This window comes from Streptomyces sp. NBC_00094, assembly GCF_026343125.1.
Lineage (GTDB): Bacteria > Actinomycetota > Actinomycetes > Streptomycetales > Streptomycetaceae > Streptomyces.
Genome location: NZ_JAPEMB010000001.1, coordinates 1153707 through 1178364 on the forward strand (window position 1 = coordinate 1153707; position 24658 = coordinate 1178364).

General features: G+C 73.0%; 23 protein-coding genes. 8 read left to right on the forward strand and 15 right to left on the reverse strand.

What is annotated here, in order from left to right; translation table 11 throughout:
• Nucleotides 1-92: 92 nt before the first annotated feature.
• The 6 genes from OG580_RS04830 to OG580_RS04855 all read right to left on the reverse strand — a co-directional run bounded on the left by OG580_RS04830 (nucleotide 93) and on the right by OG580_RS04855 (nucleotide 5721).
• The gene (locus OG580_RS04830; protein WP_267042395.1) at nucleotides 93-1670 is read right to left on the reverse strand and encodes an ABC transporter substrate-binding protein; all 1578 of its coding nucleotides are present in this window, start codon (nucleotides 1668-1670) and stop codon (nucleotides 93-95) included.
• Nucleotides 1671-1818: 148 nt separating this feature from the next.
• Nucleotides 1819-2586 carry an SDR family oxidoreductase gene (locus OG580_RS04835; RefSeq protein WP_267042396.1) on the reverse strand — a complete coding sequence of 256 codons (768 nt, stop codon included), beginning with the start codon at nucleotides 2584-2586 and terminating at the stop codon, nucleotides 1819-1821.
• 32 nt (nucleotides 2587-2618) lie between these two features.
• Nucleotides 2619-3380, reverse strand: coding sequence for a 3-oxoacyl-ACP reductase FabG (fabG, locus tag OG580_RS04840; protein WP_267042397.1), 762 nt, complete (start codon nucleotides 3378-3380; stop codon nucleotides 2619-2621).
• Nucleotides 3381-3744: 364 nt separating this feature from the next.
• Nucleotides 3745-4128, reverse strand: a complete 384-nt coding sequence (locus OG580_RS04845; RefSeq protein ID WP_267042398.1) for a DUF3037 domain-containing protein — start codon at nucleotides 4126-4128, stop codon at nucleotides 3745-3747.
• On the reverse strand, nucleotides 4125-4970 hold the full coding sequence (locus OG580_RS04850; RefSeq protein WP_267042399.1) for a HipA family kinase: 846 nt from the start codon (nucleotides 4968-4970) through the stop codon (nucleotides 4125-4127). Before OG580_RS04850 ends, OG580_RS04845 begins: the two co-directional genes overlap by 4 nt.
• Before the next feature lie 73 nt (nucleotides 4971-5043).
• Entirely contained in the window at nucleotides 5044-5721 is a 678-nt protein-coding gene (locus tag OG580_RS04855) for a TetR family transcriptional regulator (RefSeq protein WP_267042400.1), read from the reverse strand.
• An 88-nt stretch (nucleotides 5722-5809) separates the two neighbouring features.
• Here OG580_RS04855 and OG580_RS04860 point away from each other — a divergent pair, with 88 nt between their 5' ends.
• On the forward strand, nucleotides 5810-6952 hold the full coding sequence (locus tag OG580_RS04860) for a hypothetical protein (protein WP_267042401.1): 1143 nt from the start codon (nucleotides 5810-5812) through the stop codon (nucleotides 6950-6952).
• A 13-nt stretch (nucleotides 6953-6965) separates the two neighbouring features.
• A complete protein-coding gene (locus OG580_RS04865; protein ID WP_267042402.1) occupies nucleotides 6966-8060 on the forward strand; it encodes a phosphotransferase family protein in 1095 nt (364 codons plus the stop codon).
• Between the two features lie 20 nt (nucleotides 8061-8080).
• Here the strand turns inward: OG580_RS04865 and OG580_RS04870 are convergent, their stop codons facing one another.
• Nucleotides 8081-8740 (reverse strand): fasciclin domain-containing protein, encoded by a 660-nt coding sequence (locus OG580_RS04870; RefSeq protein WP_267042403.1) that lies wholly within the window; start codon nucleotides 8738-8740, stop codon nucleotides 8081-8083.
• A gap of 272 nt (nucleotides 8741-9012) precedes the next feature.
• Between OG580_RS04870 and OG580_RS04875 the strand changes: the two genes are divergently transcribed.
• On the forward strand, nucleotides 9013-9654 hold the full coding sequence (locus OG580_RS04875; RefSeq protein ID WP_267047897.1) for an adenosylcobinamide amidohydrolase: 642 nt from the start codon (nucleotides 9013-9015) through the stop codon (nucleotides 9652-9654).
• Nucleotides 9655-9713: 59 nt separating this feature from the next.
• Nucleotides 9714-10775 carry a MerR family transcriptional regulator gene (locus OG580_RS04880; protein WP_267042404.1) on the forward strand — a complete coding sequence of 354 codons (1062 nt, stop codon included), beginning with the start codon at nucleotides 9714-9716 and terminating at the stop codon, nucleotides 10773-10775.
• A 7-nt stretch (nucleotides 10776-10782) separates the two neighbouring features.
• Here the strand turns inward: OG580_RS04880 and OG580_RS04885 are convergent, their stop codons facing one another.
• The 8 genes from OG580_RS04885 to OG580_RS04920 all read right to left on the reverse strand — a co-directional run bounded on the left by OG580_RS04885 (nucleotide 10783) and on the right by OG580_RS04920 (nucleotide 20152).
• Nucleotides 10783-11430, reverse strand: a complete 648-nt coding sequence (locus tag OG580_RS04885; protein WP_267042405.1) for an alpha/beta hydrolase — start codon at nucleotides 11428-11430, stop codon at nucleotides 10783-10785.
• Nucleotides 11427-12251, reverse strand: coding sequence for a DUF1295 domain-containing protein (locus OG580_RS04890; RefSeq protein ID WP_267042406.1), 825 nt, complete (start codon nucleotides 12249-12251; stop codon nucleotides 11427-11429). The genes OG580_RS04885 and OG580_RS04890 overlap by 4 nt, the downstream gene beginning before the upstream one ends.
• Nucleotides 12248-13687 carry a class I SAM-dependent methyltransferase gene (locus tag OG580_RS04895; protein ID WP_267042407.1) on the reverse strand — a complete coding sequence of 480 codons (1440 nt, stop codon included), beginning with the start codon at nucleotides 13685-13687 and terminating at the stop codon, nucleotides 12248-12250. The genes OG580_RS04890 and OG580_RS04895 overlap by 4 nt, the downstream gene beginning before the upstream one ends.
• Nucleotides 13684-14517 carry a DUF1365 domain-containing protein gene (locus OG580_RS04900; protein WP_267047898.1) on the reverse strand — a complete coding sequence of 278 codons (834 nt, stop codon included), beginning with the start codon at nucleotides 14515-14517 and terminating at the stop codon, nucleotides 13684-13686. Before OG580_RS04900 ends, OG580_RS04895 begins: the two co-directional genes overlap by 4 nt.
• An 86-nt stretch (nucleotides 14518-14603) precedes the next feature.
• Nucleotides 14604-15860 carry an NAD(P)/FAD-dependent oxidoreductase gene (locus OG580_RS04905; protein WP_267042408.1) on the reverse strand — a complete coding sequence of 419 codons (1257 nt, stop codon included), beginning with the start codon at nucleotides 15858-15860 and terminating at the stop codon, nucleotides 14604-14606.
• A 115-nt stretch (nucleotides 15861-15975) separates the two neighbouring features.
• Nucleotides 15976-16695 carry a sigma-70 family RNA polymerase sigma factor gene (locus OG580_RS04910; RefSeq protein WP_267042409.1) on the reverse strand — a complete coding sequence of 240 codons (720 nt, stop codon included), beginning with the start codon at nucleotides 16693-16695 and terminating at the stop codon, nucleotides 15976-15978.
• A gap of 268 nt (nucleotides 16696-16963) precedes the next feature.
• Nucleotides 16964-18337: a deoxyribodipyrimidine photo-lyase gene (locus OG580_RS04915; protein ID WP_267042410.1), complete on the reverse strand. Its 1374-nt coding sequence runs from the start codon at nucleotides 18335-18337 to the stop codon at nucleotides 16964-16966.
• A gap of 99 nt (nucleotides 18338-18436) precedes the next feature.
• Nucleotides 18437-20152, reverse strand: a complete 1716-nt coding sequence (locus OG580_RS04920; RefSeq protein ID WP_267042411.1) for an SDR family oxidoreductase — start codon at nucleotides 20150-20152, stop codon at nucleotides 18437-18439.
• Nucleotides 20153-20285: 133 nt separating this feature from the next.
• Between OG580_RS04920 and OG580_RS04925 the strand changes: the two genes are divergently transcribed.
• The 4 genes from OG580_RS04925 to OG580_RS04940 all read left to right on the forward strand — a co-directional run bounded on the left by OG580_RS04925 (nucleotide 20286) and on the right by OG580_RS04940 (nucleotide 24586).
• Nucleotides 20286-20777 carry a MarR family winged helix-turn-helix transcriptional regulator gene (locus tag OG580_RS04925; protein WP_267042412.1) on the forward strand — a complete coding sequence of 164 codons (492 nt, stop codon included), beginning with the start codon at nucleotides 20286-20288 and terminating at the stop codon, nucleotides 20775-20777.
• A 112-nt stretch (nucleotides 20778-20889) separates the two neighbouring features.
• The gene (locus tag OG580_RS04930; protein ID WP_267042413.1) at nucleotides 20890-23241 is read left to right on the forward strand and encodes an MMPL family transporter; all 2352 of its coding nucleotides are present in this window, start codon (nucleotides 20890-20892) and stop codon (nucleotides 23239-23241) included.
• Between the two features lie 53 nt (nucleotides 23242-23294).
• Nucleotides 23295-23831 (forward strand): ECF RNA polymerase sigma factor SigK, encoded by a 537-nt coding sequence (gene sigK, locus OG580_RS04935; RefSeq protein WP_267047899.1) that lies wholly within the window; start codon nucleotides 23295-23297, stop codon nucleotides 23829-23831.
• On the forward strand, nucleotides 23828-24586 hold the full coding sequence (locus tag OG580_RS04940; protein WP_267042414.1) for an anti-sigma factor: 759 nt from the start codon (nucleotides 23828-23830) through the stop codon (nucleotides 24584-24586). The genes sigK and OG580_RS04940 overlap by 4 nt, the downstream gene beginning before the upstream one ends.
• The last annotated feature ends 72 nt before the right edge of the window (nucleotides 24587-24658 follow it).

The following is a 24658-nucleotide window of genomic DNA, read 5'->3' on the forward strand; positions in this document are numbered from 1 at the left end:
GTGGACGTTCCTGTCTACGTCCCAGAACCTACCGGGGGCCACTGACAACGGCCCCCGCCAGGCCCGCGGCCGGAGACGGACACGGGGGCCGTCTACCAGCTGGCGCGACGGTGCAGCTCCCAGAGCTGCATGACCGTCTGCGGGTCGAGGGCCCGCTCGCCGCCGCCGATGTCCTCGCCGGCCGCGATGTAGAGCTTGCCCTGCCACAGGGGCAGCAGACGGACGTCCTGGACCAGGATCTCCTGGGCCTCCACGAACTCGTCCGTGACGGTCCCGCGGTCGCTCTCGCGACGGGACTTCGGGAGCAGCTCGTTGGTGATCCGCGGGCTCAGGTAGGGCGTACCGAGGACGTTCTCCTTGCCCACGAAGGGGGCGACGAAGTTGTCCGGGTCCGGGAAGTCGGGGAACCAGCCGCGCCCGAAGACCGGGTACTCGCCCTTCTGGTAGCCCGCCTGGAACTCCTTCCAGGGCTTGCCGTGCAGCTCGACCTTGAAGAGGCCGGACTCCTCCAGCTGGCGCTTCAGCTCGGCGAACTCGGCGGCCGTCGAGGAGCCGTACCGGTCCGTCGTGTACCAGAAGGTCAGCTCGACGGGCTTGGTGATGTCGGCGGCCCTGAGGATCTTCTTGGCCTCGGCGGCGTTCGGAGCTCCGAAGCGGTCGAAGAACTTGGTGGTGTGGGCCGCGATGCCCTTGGGCACCATGGAGTACAGGGGCTCGGCGGTGCCCTGGTAGACCTTGTTGACCAGTTCGTCGCGGTCGACGAGCTGGGCGATGGCCTTGCGGACGGCGAGCTTGGCGACCGAGGGGTCCTGGGTGTTGAAGACCAGGTAGCGGATGTCGGCGCCGGTCGACTCGACGAGCTGGAGGCCCTTGTTCTCGGGCTTGTCGTCCTGGAGCGCGACGACGTCCTCGGCGGAGAGGCCGCGGTAGGTGGCGTCGATCTCGTCCTTCTTGAGCGCGGCGACCATCGCGTCGGACTGATCGAAGTACCGGATGGTCACCCCCCCGTTCTTGCGCTCGGCGAAGCCCTTGTAGGTGGGGTTCTTGGTGAGCTCGGCGGTCTTCCGCTCCTCGTACGAGTCGAGGACGTACGGTCCCGAGCCGACGAGCTTGCCGTCCGTGCGGAGCTTGTCGGCCGGGTACTCGGCCGGGTCCACCAGCGACATCGCGGGGGTCGCGAGGATGAACGGGAAGGTGGCGTCCGACTTGCTGAGGCGGAAGATGATCGTGCGGTCGCCGACCGTCTCGATCTTGCCGAGCGAGCCGAGCATCCCGTTGGGGCCGCCCTTGTGGTCGATCGTGCGGATGCGCTCGATCGAATGCCGTACGGCCTCGGCGTCCAGCTTGTGTCCGTTGGAGAACGTCAGGCCGTCCTGGAGTTTGCACTCGAAGACCCGGCTGGAGGTGTCCGTGAACTTGCAGTCGGCGGCGTCCGACTGCGGGGTCGTACTGCCCGTCGGGAAACTCACCAGCGTCTGGAAGACATTCCGGAAGAGCTCCCAGGAATTGTCCCAGGCCGCGGCCGGATCAAGCGTGGTGGGAGAACTCGTCGTACCGATGACGATTCTCTGCTCCCCGGCGGAATCACTATCCGAAAACACACCACATCCGGACACCAGGGATATGGACACAAGGGCTGCAGCCGCCTGCAGACTGGTCCGGTTGAACACGTGCACGCTCCTCGTTCAGCCACGGGTCGGCCGACGATACCGCAGCACCCCGTCAGGTCAATGTTCGAGCCTGACGGGGCACTTAAGGCATTCGACGTATAACCGGGTCCAATCCGGACAGTAATTCCGGAAAGTGTCCGGATACCGGTCAGCCGACTCCGGCGTTCAGAAAAATACCGCCGTCGACGACGAGGGTCTGGCCGGTGATCCACTCCGCTTGCGAGGAGGTCAGGAACGCGGCCGCGCCGCCGATGTCCGCGGGGACACCGAGCCGGCCGAGCGGATAGGCGGCGGCCGCCTCCGCCTCCCGTCCCTCGTAGAGCGCCTGCGCGAACTTCGTCTTCACCACGGCCGGGGCAATGGCGTTGACCCGCACGAGCGGGGCGAATTCGTGCGCCAGCTGGAGGGTCAGATTCACCATCGCGGCCTTGCTCATGCCGTACGCGCCGATGAAGGGCGAGGCGGAGACGCCGGCGATGGAGGCGATGTTCACGATTGCACCGCCGTGCTGCTTCTGCCAGGCGTGCCAGCTGCGCTGGGCGAACCCGAGCGCGGAGATCACGTTGGTCTCGAAGACCTTCCGGGCCACCCCGAGGTCGAGATCGGCGATGGGGCCGAAGACCGGGTTCGTGCCCGCGTTGTTGATCAGGAAGTCCAGCCGGCCGAAGCCGTCCATCGCCGCCTCGACGGCAGCGGCCTGGTGGTCCAGGTCGTGGGCCTTGCCGGGGACGCCGATCACCCGGTCGGCGCCGAGCCGCTCGGTGGCCTCCTTGAGGGCCTCCTCGCCCCGCCCGGTGATGACGACCCGGTCGCCACGGGCGACGAGCGCCTCGGCGATGCCGTAGCCGATGCCCCGGCTCGCGCCGGTGACGAGGGCGACCTTGCCGGAGAGCTCCGGCCGTTCGTTCGCGGTCATGCGCGCCTCTTCCTCTCGCTGCTGCCGGTACGTCAGTTGAGCGGGCCGCCGGCCACGTACATGACCTGACCGGAGACGAAGCCGGCGTCGTCGCCCGCGAAGAAGGCGATCGCGTTCGCGACGTCCTCGGGGCGGCCGACCCGCTGGACCGGGATCATGGAGGCGGCGGCGGACTGGAACTCCTCGAAGCCCATGCCGACGCGCTCGGCGGTCTGCGCGGTCATCTCGGTGACGATGAAGCCGGGGGCGACGGCGTTGGCGGTGACGCCGAACTTGCCGAGCTCCTTGGCGAGGGTCTTGGTGAGGCCCTGGAGGCCCGCCTTGACGGCCGAGTAGTTGGCCTGGCCGCGGTTGCCGAGCGCCGAGGAGGAGGACAGGGAGACGATCCGGCCGAAGCCCGCGTCCACCATGTGCTTCTGGCAGGCCTTCGCCATCAGGAAGGCACCCTTGAGGTGCACGTTCATGACGAGGTCCCAGTCGGACTCCGACATCTTGAAGAGCAGGTTGTCGCGGAGCACGCCCGCGTTGTTGACGAGGATCGTCGGCGCCCCGAGCTCGGCGGCGATCCGCGCGACGGCGGCCTCCACCTGGGCGCTGTCGGAGACGTCGCAGCCGACCGCGAGGGCGGTGCCGCCCGCGGCGGTGATCTTCTCGACGGTGTCCTTGCAGGCCGCCTCGTCGAGGTCGAGTACGGCGACGGCGCGGCCCTCGGCCGCGAGGCGGATCGCGGTGGCGGCGCCGATGCCTCGTGCGGCACCCGTGACGACGGCTACGCGCTGCTCGGTGGTGGACATGCTTGGTTCTCCTCGCCCTTGGATCGTCCCTGACCGCGGTCGGCCCGGTCGTCCGCTCCTGCATCCCGCACATGAGCGACCGCTTAGTATCGACCGCAGAACGAGACGCTAGAAGCGATGGCACCCGGTGTCAACGGCCCACCGGGTGCACCAGGGGGTGTCTGGTCGATCGGGCCGGATCAGGGAGCGGGGCCTGGTGTCGTGCATCGCAAGGCGGAGGAGGGAGTCAACGCGGAGTGTTGGCGACCGACGCCAACGCGGCGAGGCGCGGCACCAGGCCCCGCGAGCCCGGCCGGATCGACCGGACACCCCCTTGGTCACCCCCCCGTGGCGGAACGGCGACCGGCGCCCTCCGCCGACGGCCTCAGCGCACGAGCAGATCGAGGAGGCGCTCCACCTCGGCCTCCGGGTCGGCGGTGAGCCCCGTGTGTACGGGACCCGGCTGCACGACCGTGGAGCGCGGCGCGATCAGCCAGCGGAAGCGCCGCCCCGCGTCGTCGCGCGCCGCCTGGCCGGCGTCGTCGCCGCCCAGGCAGACCCCCTCGACCGCGCGCAGCGCGGCCCGGACGCCCAGGACGTCCGCCGCCGGGTCGAGGACGGACAGCTTGGCCTCGTCCAGATGGGTACGGGCGGCCACGTACGACCGGGCACGGCAGTAGACGACCACGCCGGCGTTGAAGCACTCACCGCGCTCGACCCGCGGCACCACACGCAGCAGGGCGTACTCGAAGACATCGCGGTCGGTCACGTGGTGCTGTCCTTCTCGGTGGAGTGCGTCCGGGGTGCGAGGCGCTCGGCCAGCCAGCCGGGCGGCTGCTGGGGCCGGGTCTCGGAGCGGGGGCCGAGCGTGATCCGCTCGTGGATGGTGGCGGCGCGGGGCAGGAGCGCCCCGACGTAGGCCGCGCGCACCTCGTCGGTGCTCGCGAAGCCGGGCTCGTCGACGAGCCACTCGTCGGGCACGTCGGCGGCGACCTCGTCGAGCAGCTCGCGGGTGACGAGCGGCGCGAGCTCGGCGGCCGCGGCGGCGACGTCCGGCGCGAAGGGCGCGAGCGCGTGGTCGGAGGCGTCGTACGGCTTGGCGGCGGAGGCCTGCGCGCCCCGCCAGTTGTGGTGCCAGATCATGGTGGCACCGTGGTCGATGAGCCACAGGTCGCCGTGCCAGACCAGCATGTTCGGGTTCCGCCAGGACCGGTCGACGTTGTTGATCACGGCGTCGAACCAGACGACCTTGCCGGCCTCCTTCGGGTCCACCTCGTACGCCAGCGGGTCGAAGCCGAGCGAGCCGGGCAGGTAGTCCATGCCCAGGTTGAGCCCGCCGCTCGCCTTGAGCAGCTCCTGCACCTCCTGGTCGGGCTCGGAGAGGCCGATGACCGGGTCGAGCTGGATGGTGGCGAGCTCCGGCACCCGCAGCCCGAGCCTGCGGGCGAGCTGCCCGCAGACGACCTCGGCGACGAGGGTCTTGCGCCCCTGCCCCGCGCCCGTGAACTTCATGACGTACGTGCCGAGGTCGTCGGCCTCGACGATCCCGGGGAGCGAGCCGCCCTCACGCAAGGGCGTGACATAGCGGGTCGCTGTCACTTCTGTAAGCATGATCCCAGGCTATCCACTGGACCGGCCGTGCCATCGGGCCTCGGGGACCGCCCCGCCGTCACGGGGTCATCGGCTACCCCTCGCCGCCCTCCAGCCACCCGAGCCCGCTCTCCACCATGGCCGGCAGGTCGCCCGTGCCTCCGCTCGCCACCCAGTGGTCGACGGCGATCCGGATGACGGCCATGGCGTGCGCGGCGAGGTAGTGCGGCCGCAGGTCGGTCGGGGCCAGGGGGCCGAAGCGGCGCGCGAGGCTCTCGGCGAGCGCGGCGGCGTAGGTCTCCTGGAACTCCAGGCTGCGCGAGCGAAGGGCCGGCGAGGCGGCGACGATACGCCCCTGAAGGAGGTCGAACTCCCTGAGGTCCGCGTTCTGCTGGAAGCCTCCGATCAGGGCGCGGATCGCTCCCGCCATCGCCCGGCGCGGGTCGATGCCCTCGGGCTGCTCCGCGAGCGCGTTCAGGAGGGCGGCGAGGCGGTCCTCGTAGAAGCCGACGACGACCGCCGCCTCCTTGGAGTCGAAGTACCGGAAGAAGGTGGCACGCCCCACCTCGGCGGCCTCGGCGATGGCGTCGACGGTGACGCCGTCGAGGCCCCGCTCGCGTACGAGTCCGGAGGCCGCCGCCACGATCCGCTCCCGGCGTCTGCGCTTCTTGAGCTCCCGCAGCCCGGTCCCTCCGCCTCCCTCGCGCTCTGCCTCGCCACGACGCATCGCGAACTCCCCTCCACTGTCGGTCTCGTTGACTTTCTGACGCATAGTCAGGACTATACGGTGTCTCAACTGAGCCGGAGTCTCGGTTCGTTGGGACGTGCGGACAACGGGACGGTCACACGGAGGATTCGCGATGCTCACGAAGTACGACGAACTGCTGTGCCACCAGAACACCACCACCTTCGACCACGTGAACCAGAGTGATCTGCGCTGGACGGAACGGGTCGTCATGTACGGCTTCGACACCTCGAAGGAAGGGGGCGAAGGGCTCAACTTCATGACGGGTATGGCCCGTTACCCCAACAGGAACGTGCTGGACGCCTACGGGATGGTCACCGTCGGCGACAAGAACGCCCATGTCGTCCGCATGTCCGGCGAGCTCCAGCCCGAGACGGGCGCCCTGGCCTCGAACACGGTCGGCCCGTTCACGTACGAGATCGTCGAACCGCTCAAGAAGATCCGGGCCTCGCTCGCGGAGAACGAGCACGGCGTCAGCTTCCAGCTGGACTTCGACGCGGCGTTCCCCGCCTACGAGCAGGCCCCGGCCTTCTTCCGCTCGCGGGGCCGCGTCCTGGAGGACGCCCGGCGCTTCTACCAGAACGGCCGCCTCAGCGGCTGGATCAAGACCGGGAACCAGGAGTACGAGATCGACCCGGCGACCTGGCGGGTGGGACGCGACCACTCCTGGGGCGTACGGCGCGGAGGCGGCGGCGGAAGCGTGCCGGAGGGCCGGTTCCTCCAGCCCGCCGAGCACCGGGACGGCGGCATGTACTTCATGGGCATCTTCGACTTCGGCGACAGGCTCGTCCACTTCGCGCAGCGCGAGACGTCATCGGGGCAGCGGTACCACTTCGAGGGCGATGTCCATCCCGCTCTCGGCGGTGCCGGGGACGCGCTGCCGGTGCTCTCCGTGGAGCACGACTTCCGCTTCCGCGACGGGGGCAGGCTGGTCGACTCCGGGGTGGTCGGCGTCACCACCGCCGACGGGGTGACCCGCTCGATCACCCTCCGCGCGATGACCGACTTCTGGCCGGGCCTCGCGGGCTACGACCACTACCGCGACTACATGTCCGGCATGTGGAAGGGCGCCTCCTTCATCGACGGCTTCACGGCCGACGTCACCGATCCCACCGTGCGCGAGCGCGTCAGCATGCTCACCGAGACGCTGTGCGAGGTCGAGTGCGACGGCCGGATCGGCTACGGCCTGCTCGAAATGGTCTGCGTGGGGAACTATCCGCGCTACGGCTTCCGAGCCGGCTCCGCCGGACGCGCGTGAGAGGGCGGGACCGATGACAGCACCTGCGCAGGCGCACGCGGACACCCCCGAGCCGTCCCTGCTGACGAAGCAGCTCGCCGACTGGCTGCGCGAACGGCTGCCCGAACGGCACGGACTCGCCGTGTCCGAGCCGCGGCCCGCCGAACGGGGCATGTCCACCGACACCCGCCACTTCACCCTGACGTGGGAGGACGACGGCGAGCCCAGGTCCGAACGACTCGTGCTGCGCCGCCCGCCCACCGAGCCGCTCCTCCCCGACTACGACCTGGCCCGGCAGTTCCGGATCATGCGGGCCCTCGAGGACACCCCGCTGCCCGTTCCCCGGACCCGATGGCTGGAGTCCGACGCGAGCGTCATCGGCACCCCCTTCTACGTGATGGACGAGATCTCCCACTGCGTCACCGCGTCCGACTTCCCGACCTACCACGTCTTCGGCACCTACTTCGAGGCGACGCCCGAGGGCCGGGAGACGATGTGGCGGCGCTGCGTGGAGACCATCGCCGACGTGCACGCGCTCGACTGGCGTCAGCTCGGGCTCTCCTTCCTGGAGCGACCCGAGTACGGCGACGATCCGCTGGAGCAGCAGGTCAACTACCTCGACCACTGCCTCCGTTGGGCGCTCGCCCAGGAGTCCGAGGGCCCGCAGCCCGTCCTGGAGCGCGCGGTGGCCTGGCTCAAGGAGCACCGCTACACCCCCGAGCACATCACGCTCTGCTGGGGCGACAGCCGCATGAGCAACATCCTCTACTCGCCTGCCGGTTACGAGGTGCGCGGCGTCCTCGACTGGGAGATCGCCTTCCTCGGCGACCACGAGAGCGACCTCGCGTGGATGCTGTTCCTCGAGTGGATGAACACCGTCGCCGGCGGGATCGCACCGGCCGACGGCACCCCGTCGCGCGAGGAGACCGTCCGCCACTACGAGGAGATAACGGACCTGCCGGTCCGCCATCTCCGCTACAACGAGGTGCTCGCCGCCCTTCTGCTCGCCATCCCGCTCCTCGGCATCACCCGCCGGATGCGCGCGGAAGGCCAACTCCCGGCCGAGGCCGACCCCGTCCTCCACTGCTGCCTGCGCATCACCGAACTGATCGGATCGGAGTCGGTCTGAGCCGGGGCAGCCCGGCCTTCCTACTTCGGCATCAGGACGGTGTCGACGATGTACACGGTGGCGTTGGCCGTGGGGACGTTGCCGCAGACGACCTTCGAGGTGTCGTTGACGGTGTACTCCTCACCCGAACCCTTCGTGGTGAGCGTGCTCTTCTGGAGGGTCTCGAAGGTGCCGTCCTCCAGCTGCTTCGGCGTCAGCTTCTGCCCCACGACGTGGTAGGTGAGGATCTCGGTGAGCTTCTCCTTGTCGGCCAGGACCTTGTCCAGGTCGGCCTTCGGGATCTTCGCGAAGGCGTCGTCGGTGGGCGCGAACACCGTGATGTCCTGTGCGGTGTTGAGGGTGTCCACCAGGCCGGCCTGCTTGACGGCGGCCACGAGCGTGGACAGCGCCGGGTTGTTCGAGGCGGCCGTGGCCACGGGGTCCTTCGCCATGCCGGCGAAGGAGCCCGCGCCGTCCTGGGGCACCGAGGCGCAGCCCGGGCCGAACGGGTCGCCGGCGGATGCGTCCGTACCGGCGGCCATGTCGGAGCCCGTACCGGTGGACGCGGCGGCGCTCGCGCCGGAGTCCGTACCTGCGGCGCCGGTGTCCGCGCCGGAGTCCGAGCAGGCGGCCAGGGCGAAGGGCAGGACGGCCGCGGCGGCGACGGCGACGGCTGCGCGGCGGAGACGGAGAGCGTTCATGAGGAGGAACCCCTTGGATCGAGTGCGCGGATGACCGCGCACGGCAGGAGGAACGGCACGACCACCCCGGCCGGGAGTGCGGTGACGCGTCCGGGCCGCCGGGGGAAGCTCCCCGCCGAGGCCCTGTTGTCATAGGTGTTTCGGAGCGGGCCGCCGACCGGATGGGTCCTTCACCCGTACGAGTGAGATAGGGCCGCGCGCTAGGGTGTGGGGTGCTTCCGCGAACCCTTCTGACCAGCGCGTCCCTCGCCGACGCCGCTCTCCTCTCCCATGTGGACCAGGGCCGGGAGTGGCCGCTCCTGGCGTGGGCCCCGGGACCGGGCGTCCGCATGGTGTCGAGCGCCGTGCTCGGCGGAGGCATCGGCGAACGCGCGTGGGTGGTGAACGCCCAGGTGCCGCCCGGCTACCGGCGGCTCGACCCCGTGGCCCACCTCCGCGAGCTGGCCTCCGGTGCCGGTCTCGAAGGCGTCGGTGTGGGGCTGATGACGGCGGCCTCCGTCGCGGACCGGCGCCACGCCGTGGACGACGGAGCGCAGGCCGTGGTCACCGCCGGGATCGGGGTACGGGGCTGGGCCGCCGCACCGGGGGCCGGCCACTCCGGGCTCCGCCCGCCCGGGACGATCAACATCATCGTGTCGTTGCCCGTGCCCCTCACGGACGCGGCGCTCGTGAACGCGGTCGCCACCGCCACCGAGGCGAAGACACAGGCGCTCGTCGAGCTGGGCGCCGACGCCTCCGGCACGCCCACGGACGCCGTCTGCGTGGCGGCGCCCTCGCCCACGGGGGACGACGCGGAGGCGTTCGCCGGCCCCCGCTCCCTCTGGGGAGCGCGGCTCGCCCGCGCGGTGCACCGAGCGACCCGGGCCGCCTGTGCGGGAGCTCTCGCCTCCGAAGGGGCCGGGCGCGTCGGCTGACGTCTCCGGTGACCCCGCGGCCGCCCACTCGCATCGTTTGCGCGTCGTAAGCTGGCCGTATGTCCGACACGGGGCACGGCCTCACGACCGGAGCGGTGGCGCGGCACCTCGGGGTGTCGCCGACCACGCTGCGCTCATGGGACCGGCGGTACGGCATCGGCCCCGCGGCCCGCGAGGGCGGACGGCACCGGCGGTGGACTCCTGGGGACGTCGCCGTACTGGAGGAGATGTGCCGGCTCACGGCGTCCGGCATCCCTCCGGCCGAAGCGGCACGGGCGGCGCGGACGGACCGGCCTCCCCGGCAGCCGGAAACACGACCGCGACCAAGATCAGCACCAGCACCAGCACCAGCACCAGCACCGAGGTCGGAGCCGATAACGGGACCGGGATCGAAATCGGGATCGGAGTCGGAGTCGGAGTCGGAGTCGGAGTCGGGCGACGGTCCTCCGCTCGACGTCGACGTGCGGCGGCTGCGTCGCGGGCTGTCCCGGGCCGCCGTACGCCTCGACGGTCCCACCCTCGACACCCTCCTCCGGGCCATCGTCGCCGAACACGGCCTCGTCACCGCCTGGGAGGAGGTGATGGCACCCACCCTGCACGCCGTGGGGCGCAAGTGGGAGTCGTCCGGGGACCGTTACGTCGAGGTGGAGCACCTGCTGTCCTGGCACGTGTCGACCGCGCTCCGCCAGACCGCTCCTCCCGCCGCCCACTCCCCCACGCCCCCGGTCCTCCTCGCGTGTGTTCCCGCCGAACTGCACACCCTTCCGCTGGAGGCGCTGGCGGCGGGGCTCGCCGAACTCGGCCTGCCCGCCCGCATGTTCGGCGGGGCCGTCCCCGCCGAGGCGCTCGACGCCGCCGTGCGGCGCACGGGCCCGTCCGCGGTCGTCCTCTGGTCGCAGGCACGCTCCACCGCGCACCACGCCCTCGCCCGGCATGTCGCCGAGATCTCGTTCGGCGTCCGAGGCGCGCGGACGCATCCCCGCGTGGTGCTGGCCGGCCCCGGCTGGGCGGGCCGCGCCGTACGGGCGGGCATGTGGCGCCCCGGCGGCCTGCGGGAGGCGCTCGAACTTCTCTCCCGCCTCTCCGCGGAAGCGCCGACGGCGGCCACCGACTCCGCGTGACGGATCGTCAGCCGTGCGACAGCAGCGAGGCGGTGAGCTCGGCGGCGCGGCGATGCCAGAGGTCGGCGCCCCGCAGCATGGCGTGCCCTCCGGTCGGCATCGGGATGCCCGCGGCGTCGGCGCCGGCCGCCCGGGCCCTGCGGACGAAGTCCCAGGACTCGCGGGCCGAGGTGACGCGGTCGGTCTCGTCGTGGAGCACGTAGAGGCGTCGGCCGCCGAGGTGGTCCACCGGCTCGTCGGCGGGGCACCACGGTGCCAGGGCGACGACCCCGCGCACGGCCGGGTCTCCCGCTGCCCGGAGGGCCGCGCGACCGCCCATGGAGTGGCCGAGCAGGACGACGGGTACGGGCCCGGCCTGCTCCCGGAGGCGTACGAGCGCGGCCTCGGCGTCCCGGGCGGCGTCGGCGCGCGGCCCGTTCCAGCCTCGGTGCCGGTAGCGCACCTCCGCGACGAGCACGTCCCGGCCGCGGACGGCACGGGTCACGGCGGCGGCGAAGGGCCGCATCCGCAGCGCGGGCAGGTTGAGGGCGGGCGGCGGCTCGGGGCCGTCGGCGCGGCCTCCGTGGAGCAGCAGCACGGCCGCGGTGGGAACGGCCGGTGCACTGCGGACGATCAGGGCGCTCGGATCGGCACGTCGTATGCGGCAGCCGTTCATCGCGCGGCCGTCCCGCTCGCGCGCCGACGCGGTGGCCGGGGGAAGAACCCGCTCGTGCGGGCCGTGTAGGCCGCGTATCCGGGCCGCTGCGCCATATGGGCCTCCAGGAGTCGCTTGCCGCTTCCCCGGATGAGCAAGCCGCTCATGACGAGGGGGGAGACGACCGTGAGGGCCGCAGTCTGCCAGGTCCCACAGGCCGTCAGATACAGACCCCACCAGACGAGGAAGTCACCGAAGTAGTTGGGGTGCCTGGTCCAGCTCCACAGCCCCCGGTCCATGACCCGCCCGCGGTGTGCGGGGTCCGCCTTGAACCGGGCGAGCTGGTGGTCCCCCACGGCCTCGAAGAAGAGACCGACGGCCCAGACGGCGAGCCCGAGCAGGGCCAGGACGTCGAGGGGCGAGGGCAGGTACGCCGCGGCCTGGACGGGGAGGGAGACCAGCCACACGAGGGCTCCCTGGAGGAGGTAGACCGTCCGCAGGGCGTAGAGCGTCGGGCTGCCCGGGGCACGGGCGAGCATCCGGGCGTACCGGGGGTCCTCGCCGTGGCCGCGGCCGCGCCGGGCGATGTGCGCGGAGAGGCGGAGCCCCCACACGGCGGTCGCCAGGACGACCGCGAAGCGACGCCCCTCGTCCCCGTACCCGTCCGACAGGAACCAGGTGACGACGGCGACGGCGGTGAAGGCGAGACCCCAGGCCACGTCGACGATCCGGTGCACCCCCTTCACGGTGGCGACGGCGAAGGTCAGCAGCATGACCGCGAGCGCGGCACCCGCCGACACCGCCAGGTTGAGGCCGAGGGCACCCGCGTCGACTCCGGTCACGACGACCCGCCTCCTTCCCTGACCAGCAGGAGTTGGCGCACGTCGAGGGCGCGGGCGCGGAACCCGGCCTCCGAGTACGCCAGGTACAGCTCCCACATGCGGCGGAAGACGCGGTCGAACCCGAGCGCCTCGACGGCCTCTGCCTGGCACAGGAAGCGTTCCCGCCACAGGCGCAGGGTCTCGGCGTAGTGCGCGCCGAATCCGGTGTCGCGGGTGATGCGCAGCCCTGCGGCGGCGCTCTCCCGGACGATGGCCGTCGGGGAGGGGATGAGTCCTCCGGGGAAGACGTACGCGCTGATCCAGGTGTGGGTGCGCGCGGTGGCGAGCATCCGGTCGTGGGGCATCGTGATGGCCTGGAGCGCGACGCGCCCGCCGGGGGCGAGGAGGCGGCGCAGCGCGCCGAAATAGGCGGGCCAGTACTCGGCACCGACCGCCTCGATCATCTCGACGCTGACCACCGCGTCGTAGCGGCCGTCGACCTCCCGGTAGTCGCGGAGCTCGACGGTCACCCGGTCGGCCACACCGGCCTCGGCGATCCGCCGGAGCGCGAGGGCGCGCTGTTCGGCGGAGAGGGTGACGGTCAGGACGCGGGCACCCCGGGCGGCCGCGCGGATGGCCAGCTCTCCCCAACCGGTGCCGATCTCCAGGAGATTCGTCCCGGGGCCCACCTCGGCCAGGTCGAGCAGCCGGTCGATCTTGCGGTGCTGGGCGGCGGTGAGGAGCTCGGGCGTGGCGGGGAGGGTGGCGAAGACGCCCGAGGAGTAGCTGAGGCTCGGGTCGAGGAAGAGGCCGAACAGGTCGTTGGAGAGGTCGTAGTGCCGCTGGACGTTCTCACGGGCCCCGCCGAGGGTGTTGCGGTCGCGGGAGGGCCTGCGGTGGACCCAGGCACCGCGCAGGCGGCGCAGGGGGGCGGGCACCAGCTCGTCCACGTGGGCGGCGAGGACGGTGAGGAGCCCGGCGAGGTCGTCGCTGTCCCACTCGCCCGCCATGTACGACTCGCCGAAGCCGATGAGCCCGCGGGCGGCGATCCGCCGGTGGAAGGCGGCGGAGTCGTGGAGCGTGAGGGTGGGCGGGGAGCTGGAGGGCTTGGAGGGCGCGGAGAGCTCGGAGGGCGCGGAGAGCTCGGAGGGCGCGGAGGGTTCGGAGGGCGCGGAGGGTTCGGAGGAAGCGCAAGGGGCGGAAGGGGCCGTGGTCTTGGAGGGCGCGGAGGGCTCCCCAGGCGCGGACTGCGCGGGGATCGTGAGAGCCGGGTCGCCGCCGTGGCGGACGCGGATCGGGAGCCCGCGGAAGGCGCGCTCCACGATCCGCCGGGCGACGGCGGTTCGCAGGGCGGAGACCCGCGGAAGCCGGGCGACGTCGGGCCAGCGCGCCGGATCCACGGTCGGGTTGCCGCGTGCGGCGCCGGCCGGACGGACCGAGGGGAGGAAGAACGTCACAGCGAGCCTTCTCGGGTGGACGGGGTGGAGTGCGTGGACGGGGTGGTGTCCCTGGACGCGGCGGTGTCCAGGGACGCGGCGGTGTCCAGGGACGCGGTGGACCAGGTGCAGCGGCGGCGGGGCTCGGACCGGGATTTCGGCTCAGCGCCTGGGCGCGGATGGACCGGAAGTCCCTTGAGGTACAGGCGGATTCCGTGCAGCCGGATGCCGAGGGAGACCGCGGCCGTGGACCAGGGCCGGAGCAGCGCGGCGGCCAGCAGCGTGCGGGTCGTAGCCGGGCGGTACCGTCCGCGGACCGTGGCCGTCAGCGGCCGTGAGCCGTCGTCGTGGCACAGCTGGACGGTGAGGTCGAGTCGGTCGCCGGGGAGCGGCAGCCGCATCCTGTACCCGCCCTCGACGGCGAAGAACGGCGAGACGGGGAAGTCCTTCGCGACCCGCGCGTCGCCGTGGGCGTCGGGCCGCAGCAGGTAGAGGTGGCGCCCTCCGTAGGTGTTGTGCACCTCGGCGACGACGCAGACCGGGTTTCCGGCACGGTCGTGGCACCAGTAGAGGGTCAGGGGGTTGAACACGTGCCCGAAGACGCGTGCGTGGCCGAGCATCAGGACCCGGCCCTCGGCGTTCCGTACACCGTGGGACACGAGGTACCCGTCGAGAGCCGCGCGCAAGGTCGGCGCCGTGCCCTCGAAGTGGTCCCGGGGGTCGAAGCGGGCGAGCGGGCGCAGGAGGCGCGGCAGCGTCGGCAGGGCGTCGAGGTCGACGAGCCAGAGGTACGTCCGGTGGTGGAACCCGTACCGGATCGGGCGTACGCGCGTGTGGACGACCTCGGACAGGTAGAGCGCGGGGACGCGCGGCGGGGACGCGGGCACCGGCCCGGCGGCCCGTGCGTCGGCGGAGGCGTGGTCGGCGGAGCGGGTGGTCACCACCTCACCCCCAGCGCTCGGGCCGCCTCGACGCCGGAGCGGCAGCCGTCCTCGTGGAAGCCCCAGCCGTGGTGGGCACCGGCGTAGGCGGTGACGGCGGTGCGGAGTGCGGGGAGTTCGCGCTGGGCGGCGACGGACTCCGGTGTGAAGACCGGGTGCTCGTAGACCGTGCGGGCCAGGACGGCGGACGGGTCGAGCCGGTCGTCCGCGTTGAGGGTGACCAGATGGGGCTCGCTGACGGGGAGTCGCTGGAGCCGGTTCATGTCGTAGCTGACCTGGACCGTGTCGGGCCGGGCCGTACAGGAGGGGAGCCGGTAGTTCCAGGAGGCGCGGGCGTGCGGTGAACGGGGCAGTACGGAGGTGTCCCGGTGGAGGGCGGTGGGGTTGCGGGAGTACGGGAAGGCGCCGAGGACGCGCCGCTCGTCGGGGGTGGGGTCGGCGAGGAGCCGCAGGGCCCGGTCGGCGTGCACGGCGATGACGACGGCCGCGTGGACGGCCGTCTCGCCGTCCTCGGTGGTCACGCGCGCGTGGTCGGTGCCACGGGCGATCGCACGAACGGGCGTGGCGGTCCGGACGGAGGCGATCCCCTTGGCCACGCGGTCGACGTAGGCGGCGGATCCGCCGGTGACGGTCTTCCACTGCGGGGAGCCGGTGAGGGAGAGGAGCCCGTGGTGGTCGAGGAAGCGGAAGAGGTACGCCGCCGGGAAGCGCAGCGCGGTGTCCGCCGGGCAGGACCAGACGGCCGATACGAGGGGGATGGCGAAGTGCCCGGTGAAGTACGGGGAGAAGCGGTGTTCCCGGAGGAAGGCGCCGAGCGTCGCCGTGTCGTCCCCGGTCGCGAGCAGCCGCCGGGCGGCACGGTGGAAACGGGGTACGTCCGCGAGCATCCGGAGGTACGTTCCGCGCCGGAGGTTGCCGGCGCCGAGGAGACCGCGCGGGCCCCGGGCGCCCGCGTACTCCAGGCCGCAGCCGTCACAGCGTACGGACATGCTCATCTCGGAGTCCTGCGTGGCGACGCCCAGTTCGCGGAAGAGGCGGAGCAGATGCGGGTAGGTCCGCTCGTTGTGGACGATGAATCCGGTGTCGACGCGGACGGTGCCGCCCTCGCGGGTGGGCAGTTCGTGCGTGTGGGCGTGGCCGCCGAGCCGCCCCTCGGACTCGTACAGCACGACGTCGTACACCCGGGACAGCACGCGCGCCGCCGTCAGGCCCGCCACTCCCCCGCCCACCACCGCGACACTTCGCCGGTCCATCGTCTCGTCTCCACCCTTCGTGTCCGGACCCCCCGACGTTCGGTGCGTGAGGTGCTCCTGCCGGTACTTCGGTGCCGCGGGCCCGTCGGATGGGCCCGGTTTCCTCCGGTGCCGCTCAGTCGGTGTCCTCCCGGCCCGCCGGCGCCTCGTCCGGGGCCCCTCCACCCGGGGCCGATGCGGCGTCGAGGCTGCGGCGCATCCGCTGGAGCCCCCGGCGCGCGTGGCTCTTGACGGTGCCCAGCGGCAGGCCCGTCCGGCGGGCGATCTGCGTCTGTGTCAGGTCCGCGAAGAACGCGAGGGTCAGCACATCGCGCTGGACGCGCGGCAGGCGGGCGAGTTCGCCGGTGACCACGATCCGGTCGAGGACGTCCTCGGGCCCCTCCCGCGTGCCGGCGGCCGGCGGCAGGGCCGCGCCCGCGGCGGCGACGAGAGCGAGTCTGCGTGTCCGGGCGGTGAGCGCGTCGGCGGTCTTCCGCCGGGTGATGCCGACCAGCCAGGCGGGCACGGGGCCGCGCTCGGGGTGGTAGCCGGCACGGCCCCGCCAGGCGGCCAGGAAGACCTGCTGGGTGACGTCCTCGGCCTCGCGGGGGTCGCCCAGGGCGCGGGTGGCCAGGGTGTGCACGAGGCCCGCCCAGCGCCGGTGGGCGAGGGCGAGGCAGTGCTCGTCGCCGCGGGTGAGCCCCAGGCCGATCTCCTCGTCGGAGAGCGCGTCGTGCGACGCGCCCTGAGGTACGTCGCCCACGTCCGGCAGCACGGCGTCCACGTCTCGCGCGTCACGGACATCGGGCGCGTGGCTCGGGGTCAGGGGACGGACGGGGGTGAGTACGGCGGTCATGACGAGCCTCCTCCCGGGGCTCGGTGCGCCCGGCTCCTTCAGCGTCCGGCCCAGGAAGGAGGTGCCTCAACTCGCATCGATCGTGCGTCGTATTTCCCGCTTACCCGCCCTCGCCCCTGTCCTCGCCCCTGCCCTGGTCCCCGCCCTCGCCCCGCTCTCGGCCTCCTCCAGGCACACCGGCCATCGCCTCGCCCCCTCCCCCTCGGCCCAGGACCCGGCCCCAGCCCCAGCCCCAGCCCCAGCCCCAGCCCCAGCCCCAGCCCCAGCGTCAGTCCCTGCCCCGCGCGTGCCGGAAGCGGGCGAGGCCGTCGGCGAGGTCCACGATCGGGTCGGGGTACTCGTACGAGGCCCGGTCCAGGCCCTTCAGCCGCCAGGGTTCGTGGATCGCGGCACCGGGCAGGTCCGTCAGCTCCGGGACCCAGCGGCGGACGTAGGCGCCGTGGGGGTCGTACCGCTTGCCCTGGAGCACGGGGTTGAGGACCCGGTGGGGCCGGGTGTCGGTCCCGGTCCCGGCCACCCACTGCCAGTTGAGCTGGTTGTTGGCGACGTCGCCGTCGACGAGGAGGCCGAGGAAGTGCCGGGCGCCTTCGCGCCAGTCGACGTAGAGCGTCTTGGTGAGGAAGGAGGCGACGAGGAGGCGGCCCCGGTTGTGCATCCAGCCCTCGTGGGCGAGTTGGCGCATGGCCGCGTCCACCACGGGGTAGCCGGTACGGCCCTCCCGCCAGGCCAGCAGGTCCGCCTCGGCCTCCTCGTCGCGCCGCCAGTGGTCGAGCCGGGGGCGGTAGTCCTCGACGGCCGTCTCCGGCCGCGCCGCGAGCACCTGGTGGTGGAAGTCCCGCCAGCACAACTGCCGTACGAAGGCCTCGGCGCCCGGGCCGCCGCGGGCCCTCGCCCGATGGACCACCTCGGTCGCCGAGACGGCCCCGAAGTGGAGGTACGGCGAGAGGCGCGAGGTCGCGTCGCCCGCGAGGTCGTCGTGGCGCACCTCGTAGTCGTCGGCATGCCGGGACAGCCAGGCCCCCAGGATCCGGCGCCCCCTGCTCTCCCCTCCCGTGGCGAGGCCATCGGACACGTCGGCGACGGAGGCGCGCGACGGGAACCCTTCGGAGCGCGGCCCCTGCGGCACCGGCACCGACCGGGGTGCCGGGAGGGGCGTGCGGAGCGGCTCGGCGGCCCAGCGCCTGAAGTACGGGGTGAACACCGCGAAGTGGTCGGAGCCCTGCGGGGTGACGTCGCCGGGCGGTACGACGGTGGTCACGGCGTCGTGCACGTACAGCCGGCGCCCGTCGGACTCCAGGGCGCGCCGCAGACCCGTCTCGCGGGCCCGGGCGAAAGCCGTGTGCCCGGCCGCCATGTGCACCTCGTCGGCGTCGGCCTGGCGCGCCACGGCACAGACCTCGGTCACCGTGTCGCCGCTGCGGACGACGAGCCGGCCGCCGCGCTCCTTCAGCCCGGCGTCGAGGTCGGCCAGGCAGTCGGCGAGGAAGGCGAGCCGGTTGGGCGCCGCGAACCCGGCCCGGTCCACGGCGGGGTCGCGGACGAACAGGGGCACGACCTCCCGCGCCCCGTCCAGGGCCGCGCGCAGCGGGGGATGGTCGTGCAGGCGGAGGTCGGAGGTGAAGAGGACGACGGAGACGGTCATGGCGCCACTCCCGGAGGTCGGCCACCGGACGGGCCGCGAGGGCCGGGCACCCGGTGGGCTGCTGTGCGTGTGTGCCGCCCCCTTCTCCGGCACGCCGGTTCACGGATGCGGGGGTCCGGTGTCCGTATCCGATCGGGTGGTGGACGCACGCGCCGAGTCGTCGGAGGACGAGTGGCCCGCGTCGGCGGAGGAGGGACGGTCCACGTCGGCGGAGGACGTACGAGCCGCATCCGCGGAGGAGGAACGGTCCACGTCGGCGGAGGACGTACGAGCCGCATCCGCGGCCGCCGTACGGGCCGAGGACGCACCCGCCCCGGCGGCCCGCTCGGCCGTCCGCGCGATGTTCCGTGCCATGCCGCCGAAGACGACGGCGTGGAACGGCGCCACGCTCCACCAGTACACCTGTCCCGCGAGGCCCCGCGGGTGGAAGAGCGCACGCTGGCGGTAGCGGGTCCGCCCGGTGTCGTCCCGCTCGACCCGCATCTCCAGCCAGGCGAGGCCAGGAAGTCTCATCTCGGCCCGCAGCCGGAGCAGGGCGCCCCGCTCGATCTCCTCGACCCGCCAGAAGTCGAGCGCGTCACCGACCCTGAGGCGCTGGGCGTCGCGCCGCCCCCGGCGCAGCCCGACGCCGCCGCCGAGCCGGTCGAGCCAGCCGCGTACGGCCCAGGCCAGCGGGAACGAGTACCAGCCGTTCTCCCCGCCGATGCCCTCGACCACTCGCCACAGAGCCGACGGGTCGGCGTCGACGGCCCGCTCGCGCTCGTCGGTGTAGAGACTGCCGCCCGCCCAGTCGGGGTCGGTGGGCAGCGGGTCGCTGGGAGCTCCGGGCAGCGAGGCGGAGGACCAGCGGGTGGTCACCCGGGCCTCCCGCACCCGCTGGAGGGCGAGGACGAGGGCACGGTCGAAGGGGACGGGGGTGCCGGGCGGGTCGGGGACGTACGCGGCGATGTCGTGCTCGGCGCAGACCACCTCGTACTTCAGCGACTCGGCGAGCGGGCGGGCCAGGGCCGCGGGCACGGGGGTCACGAGTCCGATCCACTGGCTGGACAGGCGCGGGGTGAGCATCGGGACGGGCACGATGAGCCGCCGGGGCAGCCCGGCGACCCTCGCGTAACGGATCATCATGTCGTGGTACGTGAGGACGTCCGGGCCGCCGATGTCGAAGGCGCGGTTGACGTCCTCCGGCATGTGCGCGCTGCCGACGAGGTAACGGAGCACGTCGCGCACGGCGATGGGCTGGACACGGGTCCCGACCCAGCTCGGCGTCACCATCACGGGGAGCCGTTCGGTGAGGTAGCGGAGCATCTCGAAGGAGGCGGAGCCGGAGCCGATGACGACGGCGGCCCGCAGCACGGTGGTCGGTACGCCGGAGCCGAGCAGGATCCGGCCGACCTCGGCGCGGGAGCGCAGGTGCGGGGAGAGCTCCCTTTCGGGGACGTCCGCCGGGGTGAGTCCGCCCAGGTAGACGATGCGGCGCACACCGGCGGCGCGGGCTTCCTCGGCGAAGGTCAGGGCCGCGCGCCGGTCGGTCTCCTCGAAGTCGCGCCCGGATCCGAGGGAGTGCACCAGGTAGTAGGCCACCTCCACGTCGCGGAACGCGGGCCGCAGGGTCGCCGCGTCGGTGACGTCCCCCTTGAAGACCTCCGCCCGGTCCGCCCAGGGATGGTCCCGGAGGTTGGCGGGGGTGCGGGCGAGGCAGCGGACGCGATGGCCGGCGTCGAGGAGTTCGGGCACGAGCCGCCCGCCGATGTAGCCGCCGGCACCCGTCACCAGACAGAGGGCACCGCGGGAGGTGCTCCGGGGGTCAGTCGCCATGGAGTGTGCTCCGTTCCGTACCGGGGGGGGAACTGCCGGGACCGGGGACCCCCTGTGCGGGGGTGCCTCATGGGATTCTTCTCCGCCCGTGGCCCGGGCGGATGCGTGGGAGCGATGTCTATAGGCTGAACGCGTGGCCCGCGAAGAAGACCGAGACGCTCCCGCCGCCCCCCAGGGCACGGCGGCTGACCTGCAGAGCTTCGCCGTCGCGCTGCGGCGGACGCAGGGCGAGATCAATCGCCTGGTGCACGGCTTCGCCCAGGCGCAGGGGCTGCATCCGACGGACGTGCAGGCGCTGGCCGTGGTCCTGGACAGCCCCGAACCGCTGACGCCGGGCCGGCTCCGGGAGCATCTCGGGCTCACCTCGGGGGCGGTCACGGCCTGTCTCGACCGGCTGGAGAAGGCCGGGCACATCCGCAGGTCCCGGGAGAGCGCGGACCGCCGGGTCGTCCACGTGCGGTACGAGGACGGCGCGAAGGCCGCGGCCAGGCGGTACTTCCTGCCGCTCGCGGAGGCGGCGGAGCGAGCACGGGAGCAGTTCGACCCGGCGGAGCTCACGGTGGCCCTCCGCTTCCTGAACACGCTGAACGACGAGCTCGGAGCCCTGCGCGTACCGCGTCGCTGAAACGGTGCATCCGACCTCGCGACCCTGACCGAAGAGGCGTCGAGAACACCATGATACAAATCTCTCTCAATCATTGAGATAGTTAATGGTCGAGATATCACTCGGAGTCCCGATGCCACGCTCCCTCCGCCGCACCCGCCTCCTCCTGCCCCTGGCGCTCCTCGTCGCCTGGCTGGCCGTGGGCGGCGGGCTCGGCCCCTTCGCCGGACGCCTCGGCGAGGTCGCCACCAACGACCAGGCGGCCTTCCTGCCGCGCGGCGCGGAATCCACCCGCGTCATCGAAGAGCAGAAGGCGTTCCGCGCCTCCGGGACCGTGCCCGCGATCGTGGTGTGGACCGCGCGGGACGGCGGGCCGCTGGACGCCGGCGCGGCGAGCGGGGCGACCCGGGCCCTCGCCCCGCTGGCGGACCGCCCGGGCGTCGCCGGCCCGCCCTCCCCGGCGCTGGCCTCCGACGACGGTCTGGCGCTGCGCGCCGTGGTCCCGCTGCGGCCGGAGCTCGGCGACGCCCTGCCGACGACGCTCGACACGATCCGGGAGGCGGCGGCCTCGGTACCGGGGGCGACCGTGTCGCTCGCGGGACCGGCCGCCACCCAGGCCGACCTCTCCGGCGCCTTCGCCGGAATCGACGGGCTCCTGCTCGGCGTCGCCCTGGCCGCCGTGCTGCTCATCCTGCTGGTCGTCTACCGGAGCGTCCTGCTGCCCCTGATGATCATCCTGGGTGCGGTCTTCGCCCTCGGGCTGGCCTGCGCCGTCGTGTACGTGCTCGCCGACGCCGGCGTCCTCAGGGTCGACGGCCAGGTCCAGGGCATCCTGTCCATCCTGGTGATCGGCGCCGCGACGGACTACGCGCTTCTCCTCGCGGCCCGGTACCGCGAGGAGCTCTCCTCACCCGGCGCGGACCGTTACGCCGCCATGAGCCGGGCTCTGCGCCGCTCCTTCGAACCGATCGTCGCGAGCGCCGCGACCGTCGCCCTCGCCCTGATCGCCCTGCTCGTGAGCGACCTGGCCAACAACCGGGCGCTCGGCCCCGTAGGCGCCATCGGCATCGTCTGCGCGGTCCTCAGCACGCTCACCTTCCTCCCGGCGGCCCTGGTCCTGACCGGCCGCGCGGCCTACTGGCCGGCCCGCCCGAAGCAGACCCCGACCGAGACGCAGCCGACCGAGGCGCAGCCGACTTCGGCCCCGGCCGACCCGAAGCAGACCCCCACCCAGACCCCGACCCCGACCCCGGCCACCCCGAAGGGCGGGCAGGCCGTCTGGCACCGGATCGCCGCCCTCGTCGACCGCGCCCCCCGCAAGGTCTGGGCCGTCACCCTCGCCGGGCTCCTGGCCTGCGCCGCCTTCGCCCCCACCCTGAACTCCCGGGGCGTCCCCTTCGACGAGATCTTCGTCAACGACGCGCCCTCCGTCGCCGCTCAGGAGACCCTCGGCCGCCACTTCCCCGGCGGCGCCGGCAATCCCGCGGTGATCATCGCCGACGCCGGCGCGGTCCCCGGAGTGGTCGCCGCCGCCCAGGACGTCGAGGGCGTCGACTCGGCGTATCCCGTGGACGCCGCGGGCCGCCCGGCCCCCGGAGCACCGCTCGTCGTCGACGGCAGGGTCCGCGTCGACGCCACCCTCACCACCGCGGCCGACAGCGACGCGGCCCGGCAGACCCTCGCCCGGCTCCGTACCGCCGTCCACGCCGTCCCCGGGGCGGACGCCCTGGTCGGCGGCTCCACCGCCCAGCAGTACGACACCCAGCGCACCGCCGCGCGGGACCGCGCGCTCATCGTCCCGGTGGTCCTGGCGATCATCCTGGTGATCCTGATGGCGCTGCTGCGCTCCCTCGTCCTGCCGCTGCTGCTCGTCGCCACCGTGGGGCTCAACTTCGCCGCCACCCTGGGTGTCTCCGCCCTCGTCTTCGAGCACGTCCTCGGCTTCACCGGCACGGACGCCTCCGTGCCGCTGTACGGCTTCGTGTTCCTCGTCGCGCTCGGCGTCGACTACAACATCTTCCTGATGTCCCGGGTACGGGAGGAGTCGCTGCGCCACGGGGTGCGCGAGGGGGTCCGCCTCGGCCTGACCGCCACCGGCGGCGTGATCACGTCGGCGGGCGTGGTGCTCGCCGCGACCTTCGCCGCGCTCGGGGTGATCCCGCTGGCGTTCCTCGTACAGATCGCCTTCATCGTCGCCTTCGGCGTCCTGCTCGACACCCTGGTGGTCCGCTCGCTCCTCGTCCCGGCCCTGGTCCGGGACCTCGGCCCGGCCGCCTGGTGGCCCGGCGCCCTGAGCCGCCGTCCCACGACCCACGGAGACGAACACCGAGACGGAGACAGGGACGGAGACGGAGACGGGGACGGAGACGGAGACGGTCCCGGAGACCGAGTTCGAAGCGAAGGAGGCGCTACCGACCAATCCGCCGAGTCCTCGGCGCCGAATGAGGGGGGCACCCGAGGACACGCAGGAGGGCACATCCGGTGAGAGAGTACGCACGCGTCGTCGGCGACGGTCCGGCCCCGGACCGGGGCGGCGACCTGCCCACGCTGATGGCCCGGGTCGCACACGGGGACCGCGACGCCTTCGCGGCCGTCTTCGACCAGGTCAACGGCCCCGTCCTGGGCGTGGTCCGCTCCGTACTGCGGGATCCTGCGCAGTCCGAGGAGGTGGCCCAGGAGGTGATGGTCGAACTCTGGCGGTCCGCCGCCCGCTACCGGCCGGACCGGGGGTCCGTCCTGAACTGGGCGCTCACGTTCGCCCACCGTCGCGCGGTGGACCGGGTGCGTTCCGAGCAGGCCGCGTCGGACCGGGCCCGACGGGTCGCGCTGCTCGAACACACCCCCGCGTACGACGAGGTGACGGAGGAGGTGGAGAACCGTCTCGACCGCGAGCGGGTACGGCGCTGTCTGCGAGGTCTCACCGAGCGCCAGCGCCAGTCCGTCACCCTCGCCTACTACCGCGGTCTGACCTACCGCGAGGTCGCCGAGCTCCTCTCGCTGCCACTCGGGACCGTGAAGACCCGGATGCGCGACGGGCTCATCCGGCTCCGCGACTGCCTGGGGGTGACAGTGTGAGCGCCGACGACCTGCACACGCTGACCGGCGCCTACGTCCTCGACGCCCTGGACACGGTCGAGGAGCGGGACGCCGTCGAGGAGCACCTCCTCCACTGCGCCGCGTGCGCCCAGGAGGTCCGCGAACTCTCGGAGACCGCCGCCCGCCTCGGCCTCGCCGTCGCCGAACCCGCCGGTCCGGCGCTACGGGCCGAGGTCTTGCGCCGGATCGCGGACGTCCGCCAGCTGCCCCCGGTCACCACACCCGTCGGCCTCCCGTCCCGTGGGGGCGGCGTCCTGCGCCGACTGCCCCGCTGGGCGCTCGCCGCCTCGCTCGCCGGGGTGGTGGCGCTGGCCGGGGTCGCGGGTCTGGAGTACCGGCGCGCCGAGGAGGCCGGGCTCCGGGCGGCGCGGGCCGAGGCGCAGGCCGAGGCCGTCGCCGCGGTGCTCGCCGCGCCCGACGCCCGGGTCGCCACCACGCGTCTCGCGGACGGCGCCGTGGGCACGCTCGTCCACTCCCCCTCGCTCGACCAGGCGGTCTTCGCCGCGGCCGGGATGCCGACGCCGCCGGCCGGCAAGGTCTACCAGCTCTGGTACGACGACGGGGGCACGATGCGGCCGGCCGGTCTGATGGATCCGGATGCGGAGACCTCGACGACCCTCCTGGCGGGGCCGGCCAACCGGTCCGCCGGCATCGGCATCACGGTGGAACCGGACGGCGGCTCGCCGAGCCCGACGTCGGCCCCGGTGGCCACCATGACCATGCCGGAAGCCTGACGGAGCACGCCCGGCACGGCGTCCACCCGGCACGCCCGATCCGGCGCATCCGGCACATCCAGGCCCTCCGGC